The 12,472-nt window shown below is 57.9% G+C and carries 13 protein-coding genes; 4 read left to right on the top strand and 9 right to left on the bottom strand.

Features of this window, described 5'->3' with window-relative positions; translation table 11 throughout:
- Nucleotides 1-150 precede the first annotated feature (150 nt).
- Together ubiD and fre are read left to right on the top strand one after the other, a co-directional pair.
- Nucleotides 151-1,632, top strand: coding sequence for a 4-hydroxy-3-polyprenylbenzoate decarboxylase (gene ubiD, locus LZP73_RS15780; protein ID WP_234235941.1), 1,482 nt, complete (start codon nucleotides 151-153; stop codon nucleotides 1,630-1,632).
- A gap of 53 nt (nucleotides 1,633-1,685) precedes the next feature.
- Nucleotides 1,686-2,384, top strand: coding sequence for an NAD(P)H-flavin reductase (gene fre / locus LZP73_RS15775; protein ID WP_234235940.1), 699 nt, complete (start codon nucleotides 1,686-1,688; stop codon nucleotides 2,382-2,384).
- A gap of 212 nt (nucleotides 2,385-2,596) precedes the next feature.
- On the opposite strand, the gene LZP73_RS15770 is transcribed toward fre, so the two are convergent.
- The 6 genes from LZP73_RS15770 to LZP73_RS15745 all read right to left on the bottom strand — a co-directional run bounded on the left by LZP73_RS15770 (nucleotide 2,597) and on the right by LZP73_RS15745 (nucleotide 7,538).
- On the bottom strand, nucleotides 2,597-3,121 hold the full coding sequence (locus LZP73_RS15770) for a DUF3087 family protein (protein ID WP_234235939.1): 525 nt from the start codon (nucleotides 3,119-3,121) through the stop codon (nucleotides 2,597-2,599).
- A gap of 174 nt (nucleotides 3,122-3,295) precedes the next feature.
- Complete coding sequence (locus LZP73_RS15765; RefSeq protein WP_234235938.1) at nucleotides 3,296-4,636, bottom strand: amidohydrolase; 1,341 nt, start codon at nucleotides 4,634-4,636, stop codon at nucleotides 3,296-3,298.
- 77 nt (nucleotides 4,637-4,713) lie between these two features.
- The gene (locus LZP73_RS15760) at nucleotides 4,714-5,148 is read right to left on the bottom strand and encodes a hypothetical protein (protein WP_234235937.1); all 435 of its coding nucleotides are present in this window, start codon (nucleotides 5,146-5,148) and stop codon (nucleotides 4,714-4,716) included.
- A 253-nt stretch (nucleotides 5,149-5,401) separates the two neighbouring features.
- Complete coding sequence (locus LZP73_RS15755; RefSeq protein ID WP_234235936.1) at nucleotides 5,402-6,319, bottom strand: TlpA family protein disulfide reductase; 918 nt, start codon at nucleotides 6,317-6,319, stop codon at nucleotides 5,402-5,404.
- A 95-nt stretch (nucleotides 6,320-6,414) separates the two neighbouring features.
- Nucleotides 6,415-6,894 (bottom strand): carboxymuconolactone decarboxylase family protein, encoded by a 480-nt coding sequence (locus LZP73_RS15750; protein WP_234235935.1) that lies wholly within the window; start codon nucleotides 6,892-6,894, stop codon nucleotides 6,415-6,417.
- Between the two features lie 35 nt (nucleotides 6,895-6,929).
- Nucleotides 6,930-7,538, bottom strand: a complete 609-nt coding sequence (locus LZP73_RS15745) for an FMN-dependent NADH-azoreductase (RefSeq protein ID WP_234235934.1) — start codon at nucleotides 7,536-7,538, stop codon at nucleotides 6,930-6,932.
- A 109-nt stretch (nucleotides 7,539-7,647) separates the two neighbouring features.
- On the opposite strand from LZP73_RS15745, the gene pdxR reads away from it, so the two are divergent.
- Nucleotides 7,648-9,039 carry a MocR-like pyridoxine biosynthesis transcription factor PdxR gene (gene pdxR, locus LZP73_RS15740; RefSeq protein ID WP_234235933.1) on the top strand — a complete coding sequence of 464 codons (1,392 nt, stop codon included), beginning with the start codon at nucleotides 7,648-7,650 and terminating at the stop codon, nucleotides 9,037-9,039.
- A 54-nt stretch (nucleotides 9,040-9,093) separates the two neighbouring features.
- Here the strand turns inward: pdxR and LZP73_RS15735 are convergent, their stop codons facing one another.
- The 3 genes from LZP73_RS15735 to LZP73_RS15725 form a co-directional block, all read right to left on the bottom strand.
- Nucleotides 9,094-9,783 (bottom strand): arginine N-succinyltransferase, encoded by a 690-nt coding sequence (locus LZP73_RS15735; RefSeq protein WP_234235932.1) that lies wholly within the window; start codon nucleotides 9,781-9,783, stop codon nucleotides 9,094-9,096.
- An 81-nt stretch (nucleotides 9,784-9,864) separates the two neighbouring features.
- Nucleotides 9,865-10,104 carry a RebB family R body protein gene (locus tag LZP73_RS15730; RefSeq protein ID WP_234235931.1) on the bottom strand — a complete coding sequence of 80 codons (240 nt, stop codon included), beginning with the start codon at nucleotides 10,102-10,104 and terminating at the stop codon, nucleotides 9,865-9,867.
- A gap of 61 nt (nucleotides 10,105-10,165) precedes the next feature.
- On the bottom strand, nucleotides 10,166-11,653 hold the full coding sequence (locus LZP73_RS15725; protein WP_234235930.1) for a hypothetical protein: 1,488 nt from the start codon (nucleotides 11,651-11,653) through the stop codon (nucleotides 10,166-10,168).
- Nucleotides 11,654-11,978: 325 nt separating this feature from the next.
- Between LZP73_RS15725 and LZP73_RS15720 the strand changes: the two genes are divergently transcribed.
- A complete protein-coding gene (locus LZP73_RS15720; RefSeq protein ID WP_326490359.1) occupies nucleotides 11,979-12,311 on the top strand; it encodes a DUF1840 domain-containing protein in 333 nt (110 codons plus the stop codon).
- The last annotated feature ends 161 nt before the right edge of the window (nucleotides 12,312-12,472 follow it).

The raw sequence follows: 12,472 nt of genomic DNA, 5'->3' as shown, positions 1-12,472 counted from the left end.
TTTGAGTATAACCCGCCCGCGTGCCAAAGGCATGGGCGGCGCCCAGGCCTTTGGGCCAAGCGCGGGAACAGGCGAATAGGTTAACCCTTAATGGGAATAATGTTATAGTGCGCGCCATTCATGGATTTTCATCACAGAGGCTATTTCCCCATGAGCTTTAAGGATTTACGCGGCTTTATCGAGCATCTGGAGGCCAATGGTCAGCTGAGACGTATCGCCTATCCGGTCGATCCTCACCTGGAAATGACAGAGATAGCAGATCGGGTGCTGCGCGCCGGCGGTCCCGCCTTGCTGTTTGAAAATCCCAAGGGCCATGATATGCCCGTGTTGGTCAACCTGTTCGGCACCCCCAAGCGGGTCGCCATGGCGCTGGGCAAGGAAGATCCCATGGCGCTGCGGGAAGTGGGCGAACTGCTGGCATTCCTGAAAGAGCCTGAGCCGCCGCGCGGCTTCAAGGATGCCTTTACCAAGCTGCCTCTGTTCAAACAGGCACTGAACATGCCGGTGAAGACGGTACGCAATCCCCCTTGCCAGCAAGTGGTCAAGACGGGCGATGAGGTGGATCTCACCCGGCTGCCGATCCAGCATTGCTGGCCCGGCGATGTGGCCCCCTTGGTTACCTGGGGCCTGACCATCACCCAGGGACCGCGGCAGAAGCGGCAGAATCTGGGCATCTATCGCCAACAGTTGCTCGGCAAGAATAAACTCATCATGCGCTGGTTGTCCCACAGGGGCGGGGCGCTGGACTTTGCCGACTTCAAGCAACAGCACCCGGGCGAGCGTTACCCAGTGGTGGTGGCGCTGGGCGCCGATCCTGTCACCATTCTCGGCGCCGTGACCCCGGTGCCGGACTCCATGAGCGAATATGCCTTCGCCGGCCTGCTCAGGGGCGAACGCACCGAGGTCTGCAAGGCGCTGAGCTGCGATCTCGCAGTGCCGGCCACCAGCGAGATCATTCTCGAAGGCTACATAGATCCGGATGAAATGGCCGAGGAAGGCCCCTATGGGGATCACACAGGCTATTACAACGAGACAGACAAGTTCCCCGTGTTTACCGTGACCCACATAAGTCACAGGAAAGATGCCATCTACCACAGCACCTACACAGGCAGGCCGCCCGATGAACCCGCCATGCTGGGGGTGGCGCTCAACGAAGTGTTCGTGCCCATATTGCGCAAGCAATATCCCGAGATAGTCGACTTCTACCTGCCACCCGAGGGCTGCTCCTACAGGATGGCGGTGATCTCCATCCGCAAGCAGTACCCAGGGCACGCCAAGCGGATCATGATGGGCGCCTGGTCCTTCCTGCGCCAGTTCATGTACACCAAGTTTATCGTGGTGGTCGATGAGGACGTCAACTGTCGCGATTGGCAGGACGTGATCTGGGCCATCACCACCCGCATGGATCCGAGCCGGGATACAGTGATGATAGACAACACCCCGATAGACTATCTGGACTTCGCCTCACCCGTGGCGGGGCTGGGCTCCAAGATGGGCCTGGATGCCACCAACAAGTGGCAGGGCGAAACCAACCGCGAGTGGGGCACCACCATAGTCATGGATGAGGCGGTTAAGCAAAAAATCGATGCGATTTGGGATCAATTAGGCATAGACGAGAGCCCTACCCTATAATCCCGTTATCTTAAGAGAGTGCAAGCTTAGTACAGAGGTGAAAAGGAAGTTAGATGAATAGCATACGTTGCCAGATTGAGAAAGTTACCCCCTTTAATGACGCCGTCTACCGGGTGATCCTTAAGCCCGAAACCCCGCTCGACTTCCAGGCGGGACAATATCTATGCATCGTCATGGGAGAAAATGACAAGCGCCCCTTCTCTATCGCCTCTGCCCCCAACCTGGATACCCTGGAGCTGCACATAGGCGCCGCCGTCAACGAGAGCTACCCTATGCAGGTGGTCGAACGCCTGCAGAATAGCAGCCATATCGACATAGAAGCCCCGGGCGGCGAGGCTTTCCTGCGCAGTGACAGCCACAGACCCAGGCTGATGATCGCCGGCGGCACAGGCTTCTCCTATATCAAGAGCCTGGTCGAGCAGCAAATAGCCCTGGGGCAGAAGGTAGAAACCTTGCTCTACTGGGGTTGCCGCACCCAAGATGCCATGTATTACGAGAGCCTGGCTCGCGACTGGCATGAGGCCCACCCTTGGCTGCATTTCGTGCCTGTGGTCGAGCAGGCTTCCGAAGAATGGCAAGGCAAGACGGCCAACCTGCTGACGCAACTCAAGCAGGACTTCATCGGCCTCAGCGGCTATGACATCTATATCGCCGGCCGCTTCGACATGGTAGGTGCCGCCAGGGAAATGTTCCGCCAGATGGGCGTCGAAGAAGCCCATCTCTATGGCGATGCCTTCGCCTTCATCAAATAGCAGCCCGGGGCTGCAAGCGGCTCTTCGGCCAGCGACAGGCAAAAATAAACCCCGGTCTATGCCGGGGTTGTTTTTCAGCCGCCGTCGCCATGGCGTTCCAAAGCAGCAGCGCTGTAAATGCCCAGAGCTGCGGATTCTCGGGGCGCATGCTCAGCGCAGAATTTGGCTCTCCAGCCACTTGCCAGAGGATGGCCGGGCGTCTCTCCCGGGCGCTAGCCGATAGACTTCAGCATCCCGACTTCAAACAGGGCCGGCGACACTTCACTGTCCTGCTGCCTTATCAGCTCGGCCAGGGTCGCCATGTCCCGCTCCAGGGTCGAGAGTGTCAGGGTGTTGTTATCCAGCAGATAGACCTGTTTCAGGCTGGCATAGTAGAAGCTGAGGATGATCAGTGCCTGCGGTTGCTGTCTGGCGGCGGCGAGCTTGATCTTGGCCAACTTGCGGTAAATCCGGTTATGCAACTGCTTGAGTTGCCAAACATAATAGACTTCCTTCAGCCAGGGGCGTTTCCTCTGGCCGTGCAGCACACAAGAGAGCAACAGCAGCGCCAGTATCACCCCGAGCAAATTCCAGTGGAAATTGCCGGTCGGCTCGCCCGCGACCGGCGCGGCGCCGAAGGCGGCGATAAGGGCGGCACCAAAGGAGAGCGACAAGAGGCTCAGGCTCGCCACCAGCCCCAACAGCAGCCTATTGGTGCGCTTGCGATACAGCTGTTTATCTATCGATATCAATTTCATGTTACGGCTCTCGGTTCGCTGACGGACAAAAACACGCCGCCGGGATAGCGGCTGGCTCAAGCCCGGCAGTGTACCCTATAGCGCCGGGGCAAGCATCACAGCCACAGTGACCCAGCGCCCAATTTCGCCGCAACGGGTCTTAGCTGCCGCCCCTTGCAGGGCACTGTGCAGTCGCTAACGGGCGGCGTTGAACAGGTCCATGGCGCTACGGCTCATGGCGCGCACCCCTGTGCTTATGGTGAGCGGGTAATCCGGGGCGAACTTGCTCGAATGCAGCGAGGGCAGGCTCTCACCCGAGGCCTGGCTGGCCGCATAGGCCGCAGGTGCGACCCCGCCGAGCCAGAAAAGGGTGATAGGCAGCTGCTCCTGGGTACGGCCGTAGAGGCCGAAGTCTTCCCCCGCCATCACGGGCGGCACCTCCAGCACCTGGGCTGCGCCCAGCTCGGCCTCGATACTGGCCTTGACCCTGGCGGCCAGCAGGGGATCGTTGTAGGTCGAGGGAATGGTCTCATCCTCATGCACATAGACGACAGGCATCAATTCCTCGGGCAGGCCGGCGCTGATGGCTATCCCCCTGCTGATGCGTTTTATCGCGGCAATCTGCTGTTCGCGCACCTTGGGGTTGTAGGAGCGCAGGGTGAGCTGCAACTTGACCTCATCGGAAATGATATTGTGCTTGGCGCCGCCGTGAATCGAGCCGACAGTCACCACATTGGGCTCCAGCGGCGACACCTCGCGGCTGGCAATGGTCTGCAGCGCCAACACGGTACGGGCGGCGAGCACCACGGGATCTATGGTGAGCTGGGGGTAGGCGCCATGGCCGCCCTTGCCTTTGATGCTGATGTCGACCGAGTCGACGTTGGCCAGGGCGTAACCCGAGACTATGCCCACCTTGCCGGCGGGAATGGCGGCACTCACATGCAGCCCCAGTATCTGGTCCGGCGTAGGAAAACGGCTGAACAGCCCCTGCTTGAGCATGGCCTTGGCGCCGCCGCCCACTTCCTCGGCGGGCTGGGCCACCAGCATCAGGGTGCCCTGCCACTGCGCCCTATGCTTGAGCAACTGCTGGGCCGTGCCTATCAGACTGGTCATGTGTATGTCGTGGCCACAGGCATGCATGACGCCGACGCGCTTGTTGTCGGCATCCAGAGCGGTGACGGTCGAGGCATAGGGCTTGCCCGTCTCCTCCGTCACAGGCAAGGCATCGATATCGGCACGGATCATTACCACGGGTCCGGCGCCGTTGTTGAAGATCCCCACCACCCCATGGCCGCCGAACTCTTCTGTCACCTCAAACCCCAGCTGCTTCAGCTCCCCGGCCATGCGCTTGCCCGTGGCCTGTTCCCGGTAAGACAGCTCGGGATGTTGATGCAGGTCCAGATAGAGCCGCTCCAGCGCCGGCAGTGCCTGGGTCACAGACGCATCGAGCTCGCCGGCCTGGCTGTTGAACGTCAGCCAGGGGGTCGTTGCCAGGATAAACGGCAGGGCCAGTGCGGCGGTTTTTGTCAGTCTCATGGGGATCTTCCTGTTCTCAATAGCGAATGGTGTTCAACAGCCGGCTTAACAAGCAAGCGACTCATGCTTTGACTAGATCAGGCGAGTTGATCTATGCCCGTGCCGGCCTGGGTGGGGGTATATTCCTTGCCATGAAGCTCCTCGACCTGTGCCAGCCGCTTCATCAAGAAGTCGACGCCACTGATATCTCCGATACTTTTTTTAAATTCTATCGACTGGGTTATCTGGGCAATATAATCCGTCTTGACCTCGCCCATCTCCGATTGCTGACCATCCAGCTGCACACGTCCACCGGGAAGCACCAGTGGCACGGGCAAGTCAGTGATCCCGGATCTGACCAGTTCATTGTATTCATTGGCCGATATGTTGTGCATGTCGATGCTCACTTTGGCCTGGTTGCCCGAGCTTGGCGGTTTTGCACCGACGCCGGCTTCAACGTATTGACCCGCCATGTCATGCTGTTGCTTCGCTTCTGTAGTGCGGCCGGTAGTTACAGCAAGATTCTGTCTCATTCCCTGTATATTCATTGTCATCCCTAAGTCACTTATCTGTGCCATTAAAACCAAGCATACGTTATGCCTCGTCCGAAAAAAACACAATTGACTTATAAATAAAGACCTTGGTTGGCAGCGAAAGGCCGGCAGTATAAAAACAACTGCGCCTCAGCATGCCGGCTAACAAGAGTCGATAGGCATGGCCAGGTTATTTTGATGTCACTTGGCCATGCTGCTTTAACCCTGTTTCCCCCGCTTCCAGGCCAGGCCTTTACTCGGCAGACAACTGCCTGATCACGGCCTCGGGATCGCTGAAGTCGCTGATGCGGGCCGTGACCTTGCCGTCCTTTAACCTGAGCAGCGTCGGAATGCTCCTGATGTTGAACTCGGTGAACAAGACCCCGCCGCTGTCGACACTGAAGGGAACTTGCATGGCATAGAGTTGGTTGAACTCGGACAACGCCTGCCCGTCGGTCCAGAGGTGATTGACGAAACCATGCCAGGACCTGTTGGCCAGCCGTTGCTGCAAGCCGTTCAAGCCAGCCTGTGCCTGCTTGCATTGCTTCGCCATCTCGGGTCTGGTGTCGAGCAGGTACCAGTCGCACCAGGTGGCGGTGAAGAACAGCAACCGCTCGCCCTGCAGCCAGGGAGCCAACAGGGCCTGTTGCTGTGCTTCATCCATGGCCTCAGTGGCGGCTGGGTGCAGCTTCTGGCCCTTGGCCAGCATGCCGAGGAAGCGCTCGAGATTGGCATCGGACTCGTGGCTGGTATACACCAGCTCACCGTCGCCGTTAACCAGCACGCTGTAGGGCGTACCCACCAGCCCCAGCGCCTGCGCCAGCTGGCCCTCGTTGTCCAGCAACACTGGCATGCTCAGCTTATAGCGCGCGATCACCTCATCTATCTGTGCCCGGCTCTCATTGATGTTGATATTGACCGCGACAAAGTTCAGCTTATCCTTGAACTCTTGCTGCAACGCCTCGAAGTGCGGCATCTGCGCCATACAGGGCTGGCACCAGGTCGCCCACAGCTTGATGTAGGTGGGCTTGCCTGTACCCAGGTCGGCGAGGCTGACAGTGTCCTTACTGTCTAACTGTCCCAGTTGCACCTCAAGGTAATCCAGCGGCTTCGCCTGCACAGACAGGCACAACAGCAGCAACACAGCTAGGCATAATCGATTCAATATCATCACTTTCCCTCTCGTTAAAACAACTTGATGCAACAGAAAAACGCCCCTGGGGTCGTTATTCCTGCCACTGTTACCCCAGTCCGGTTAAGATCAGTCTAGTTAAGATCTGCCTTGGCCAGACCGAAGGCCGCATCCGCCGAGCCGGGTTCCGCCAGCGACACTAGCTGCAGCCGGTTCCACATATTGATGATGCCTATCAGGTAGCATAGCTCGGAGATCTCCACTTCGGAGAAATGCGCCAGCGTCGAACGATACAACTCATCGCTGACGCCTGTTTCAGACAGCTTGGTCAGCGCCTCGGTCAGCGCCAGTGCCGCTTTCTCTTTGGCGGTAAACAGCGGCGACTCACGCCAGATGGCCAGATGATACAGGCGCAATTCACGCTCGCCTTTTATCTTTGCCTGTTTCACATGCATGTCCAGACAGAAGGCACAGCCGTTCAGCTGCGAGGCACGGATGTCTATCAGGCTCTTGATCAGCGGGTCGATCGAGGTCTTGTAACCTGCCATGGAGGCGTCGCTCAGAGCCTGAGTCAGCTTGGGGGCGGTAACGAAATGGTTCAGTCTGTTGCTCATGGTCTTATCCTCTGCTGGTACATGTGAAAAAACATTTATAAATTGAGTGAATCTACTGCCTCTAACGCCTTCGACAGGGCTGTGTCACGGGTGAGCGGGTCATGGGTACCGTCGACCCGGATGACGGTCAGATCTGTGATCCCTATGTAGGCCAATGCCTTTCTGACATAGGGGGTGAAGCAGTCATCCTGTGCCCAGGGGCCGCTGGAGAACACACCGCCACTGGAGACCACCAGATACACCTTCTTGTTCGGCACCAGTCCCACCTTGATACCCTGGTCGGTGAAGCCGAAGGTGCGACCGGCACGGGTAATATGATCGAACCAGGCCTTCAACACCGACGGCAACCCCAGGTTCCACATGGGTGAAGACAGCAACAGCAGCTCACAGTCCAGCAGCATGTCGACCATGAGATCGGACAGTTGCACCGCCTGTTGCTGCGCCGGCGTGCGTTGTGCCACCGGGGTCAGAAAGGCACTGGTGGTCAGCTCATCCAGATGCGGCAATGGCTGCTGCGACAGATCCAACAGGGTTTCCTCCAGCCTGGGGTAAGCGCCCGCCAATCGCGCTAGCAGTCGGGCCGCGACCTTTCTCGAGGATGAGCCTTCGAGATTCGGGCTGACGCTAAGGTGCAACAGTTTCATACTCGACTCCGGTGCGCCGCGCCGGCGCCTTGTGTTTATGTGGCCCAGTCTAGGCTTCTATGCCATATTAAAAAGATACAAAAAAGCGAAAAAAAGGTAGGACATAGGCGTGGGCTATAAAGACATATACCAGCGTTATACCCAGAGCATTCTGTCGGGAAGTCTGAAACCGGGCGAGAAGGTGCCCTCTATCCGGGTGCTGGCACAGGATCTCGGGGTAGCCAAGAAAACCGTGGAGGCGGCATACGACATTCTGATTGGCGAGGGGTATCTGGTCAGCCGCGGCGCCAGGGGCACCCTGGTCAACCCGGATCTCAAGTTCAGGAAAACGTCGCCAGAGGCGCCGCAACCACTGGAGGATCCGCAGCTGCAAGAGCTGCTCGAGCTGAGGGATAACCCAGGTTTCCTGCGGCTGGGCATTCCGGCGCTGGACGCCTTTCCCCATAAGAAGTGGTTGCTGCTGTCGGGCAAGGCGATACGTGCCATGCGCCCGGAAGAGATGATGAACCCGCCTGTCATGGGCTATGGGCCGCTGCGCGAAGCCATAGCCAATTACGTCAATATTTCCCGCGGCCTGAACTGCAGCGCCGCACAGGTATTCATCACCAGTGGTTACAAACACAGCTTGGCGCTGATCCTCCAGGCCATGACAGGCGCCAGGGACAAGGTGCTGTTCGAAGAACCCGGCTATTTCTTCGGTCAGAAACTGCTAAAACGCCTGGTGCAGAACCTGCACTATGTGCCCGTGGATGACCAGGGGCTGGATGTCGACTTCCTGCTGCGCCATCACGCCGATGCCCGCTTGGTGATTACCACCCCGTCCCATCACAGCCCGCTGGCCGTCACCCTGTCACTGCCGCGGCGCAACCGCTTGTTGCAGTGGGCCCAGAGCGAGAACGCCTGGATCCTTGAAGACGACTATGACGGCGAGTTTCATTACACTCGCAAGGTGCAGCCGGCGCTGAAAAGCCTGGATACCCAGGAGCGGGTCATCTATGTCGGCACCTTCAGCAAGACCATAATGCCATCGATACGCGTCAGTTATCTGGTGCTCCCCAAGAGTCTGGTAGGCAAATTTACCGAGACAGGCGAGATAGTGGAAACCGGCCAGCCGCTGTTGCCACAGAAGATACTGACCGCCTTTTTGTCCGACGGGCATTTCTTCAAACACCTGAAAACCATGCGCTCCCTGTACCAGGCCAGGAGGATGATGCTGTATCACGCCCTGCAGCGGGTCTACCCGGATCTGTTTGAATTTGAGCAGACGGATGGCGGCATGCACATCATCGCCTACCTGAAGCAAGGCACCCAGGATGACAGGCTCGCCAACCTCTGGCAGGCACATAGGCTGATGGTGTTCCCCTTATCGGCCTGGTATACCGGCACCAGCCGCCGCTACGGCTTAATCATGGGCTATACCAATGTGCCCTCGGAGCAGGAAGCGGTGCGGCTCGTCTCCCTGCCCTACCGGGAAACCATGGCGTTGCTGGCGACGGCCTAGCGCGCTGTGGCTCGGCTGTGGCCAGACCGTATCTGTCTTGCTCTTGACCCTGGCCTACCGGCGCAGCTTGATATACAGCTCGCCGTCGCGGATCTGCAGGTCATCGACACCATCGGCAAAGGTATTCCAGAAACCGCGATCGCCGAACTCGCTGACCAGGTTGACGTTTTTCATGTTGCCCAGCCAGGCATTGGGAATGGGTACCCCCATCAGGCTGACCCCCACCAGGGCCACCACGGGACGGCGGTTCCGATCCAGATGTATGTCCAGGCCGGCATTGACCCGCAAGATCTGCCCCGCCATGATGGGGAAATCCTGAGGGATAGGCAGCAAAATCTTGGCGCTGGCGAGGTTATCGGCAAAGTCGATGGCGACCCTGTGGGCGAAATCTGGGCTGCGGCCTATCATGGCATTGACCTCCTTCTCGCTGAAGGTCACCCGGCGGGCGGCATCCGATTCACTGTAGGCCTCGGGCGCAAAATCCTCTTCGGCATTGGCTGCGACGCGCGGGCCTGTATCCCCCTGCCAACCCAATCGACTCAGCTTATGCTCCAACCGTTGCTGCTCCTTGGTGCTCAGGGTCACGGGCGTCAGCGGCGCCGGAAAGATGTAGGTGCGGATAACGAAAAAGCTCGCCCCGACGCTGAGCAACACCGTCAGCAACAGCATCAGCAACAACTGCACGCCACTGAAACCACCTTGTCTGGATTGTACCTGGCCCGGATTGGAAGGAAATTGCCGCATTGGCTCGCCTCTATTCAGTCTGCTTCTTGACTGAATGGTACTGTGGCCGGCGCTGTAAAGGCAAAGACTTCATTGCCTGGCCTAGGGCTTCGACACTTTCACCTCAGGCAGACTCCCTTCCTCAGGCAGACTTATGTCCTCAGGCAAGCTCCCTGCGATGGCGGATGGCGGGGCCAGCCCCTGATATTGCCTATCACAGCCAAGGGCCTGACTCGTGCCCAGCATCAGATTACCCATGGCCATTGCCGGGGTCTCACCTAAAACCTTGGTATTTACCTGAGTGACTGAATCTGTAATTTGTGAATTAACATTAACGGGCATGGTCTCTTCCTCTATTCATGGTTGAATAACGCGCTTTTTGTAACGCCCCTGGGCCCTTGGCTCAGGGCCGGCTCTGGTAATAGTCCACTATCTCACCATAGATGTGGCTGATATTTGTCCCTGGATTGGCGGGATAAGCGATATCGGATGAATCGGACAGGGCATGACAGCTGAAGCAGTTATCGCTCTGGGTATAGGTTTCCAGGGTCGAGTTGGCCAGATGCACAGAGCCGCGCAGATGGGGATCATAGAGTGCATTGCTGTAGGTAGGAATGCTGCCGTCGTTGGTCCAGATACCGCCTATCAGCGAATAGTTTTTGCGCACATCGCCTTTGGCCAGATTCTGCTGCACCCCAAGATTGGCAGACAAGACGTCGTTGTTGTTGTTGTTCAGTCCGTCGAGCCCAGGCGAGCTGCCCCAGGCGTATTCGCGAAAGGTGTCGCTTGGGGCTATGTTTTCACCGGCTTCGGCCTGGATACAGGCGGCGACCTTGTACTTGTGCGCGCTATCCTGGCTGCATTGGCTGGCCATTTGGCTGTTGGCCGCGCCTTGGGCGCCTCCCTTGGCGAAAAAGGTCATGGCATTATCCAGGGTGCCTTGGTCGTTGAAAGAGGAGTAGAGCACGGGCGTGCCTGAGTCCGTGGGGGTGTAATAGAAACCATTGTTGGGGGAATTGTCGCTGTGCTCGAACGTGGCCCATACCAGCTCGGGGTGGCCCTTGACCGGCGAGACCACATGGAAACCAACCAGCCCCAACAGCGCCTGTCTCTGGGTTTTGCCGTCCCAGGTCCAGATGTCGTCGGGTTTAGCCGCGCTTTTCCGGTAATCCGGGATAGAGGCCATCATGGTGAGATATTTGTCTTTATCACGCTTGTCTATTTCGACCCAGGAGACCTTTGTTTCCATGGTCAAGGCCTGACCTTCGGCAAAAGCTGCCACCCCGGCCGCGGCGGCGAGGGCATCCAATTGCTTCTGGGTAGTGGGGAATTCGTTGAACAGCGCGCCGCTGGCGGAAGCCGGGCCGGAGGCGTATTTGGCCTGCAGCCGGGTCATGGCGTCGTACACATTGTTGATATGCACTGTGTAATACACCAGAGAACCGTCCTGTGCCAGCAATACTCCGCTGGGAGAGCCCGCCTGTTCTGTGCTGACACTCTTGCCGCCGCGCAGCAGGCCGACATCCGAATCCTGCACGAAGACCTCACCGCTGTTTGCATCGACATCGAAGAATAACTGGCCATCGAAGACCAGATCCTCGGCAGCGCCATAACGGCTGTCGGCCGAGGTCAACCAGAGAAACATCTGCCATGACCATTTGTAAAAATCACACACAGTGGCATCATCAAATGTCACGCTGTCTGCCGGGGTAAAGACACTGTCCGGCCGCAGCGCCTTGCCGCCGGACCAGGTCTCCAGCTCACTTTTAGCTATATAGCAGCTGTGCGTTACATTCGCGGGGATGAATTCTTTTGCCGAGACAGTTACCGCTATGGTCTGACTCAAGAGACATGCCGACACGGCACCGAGGGCGAAATGGATTTTGCTCATGGGGCTCTCCATAGGATCCTGATTATTTCCTGAGTCCAGAGCCTAACCTTTTTATGCGACTTCAGATATTACACTCCATTACGCCTCACAGGCCGGCGCACATACGCCTGGCATAGGGGGACCTTCGCTCAAACAGAGACCGGATAAAAAACGGCTGTTCATCAGCATCAACCTCGCTCAAATGGCTAACCCAAACCTGTAACCATCAGGGCATCCTCGCCACAGGCTCTCCTCCGACATGCGCCACTGCCCAGCGACAATGGCGCCCGTCTGACTACAATGAAACTAAAGCAACAAACAGTGATTGGGCACACGGGCTTAGGCCATGTGGCCCATAGAAGAGGAACGCGACATGCTGGTCACCTTCAAGACTAAGTACTATTCAGACATCACCATGTTTGGGGACATAGCGCACACATTTTTGAAGATCATGGGTCATAGTGGCGCCGTGCCGGGAGCAATACTGGCGGCCGATGTGCCCGCCGCGCTGCAAAGATTGTCCAAGGCGATCGAAAATGAGCCGAGCGCTCCGCCGGCGCCGACAGAAACGGATGAAGACGACGAGGAACCCCTGGTGAGTCTGAGGCATAGGGCGCTGCCGCTCATAGAACTGCTGAAATCCGCCGCGGCGTCGGCATCGAACGTGATGTGGGAATAGCCACTTTTACCCTGAGCAGCTTTTACTTAGCTAGAGCTACATTGCCGACAGCGCGCCCAAGGGCATGGCGGGACTCTGCTACGGCTCAATGGCTGCGAGCCATCACAACCCTGACTCTCATCTTAACAATCAAAGCCATAACCAAGCTTGCTCTGGCTCTG

Source organism: Shewanella sp. AS16 (assembly GCF_021412365.1).
GTDB lineage: Bacteria > Pseudomonadota > Gammaproteobacteria > Enterobacterales > Shewanellaceae > Shewanella > Shewanella salipaludis.
The sequence above is the reverse complement of the archived record's forward strand: the minus strand, read 5'-3'. Positions and strand labels throughout refer to the sequence as shown.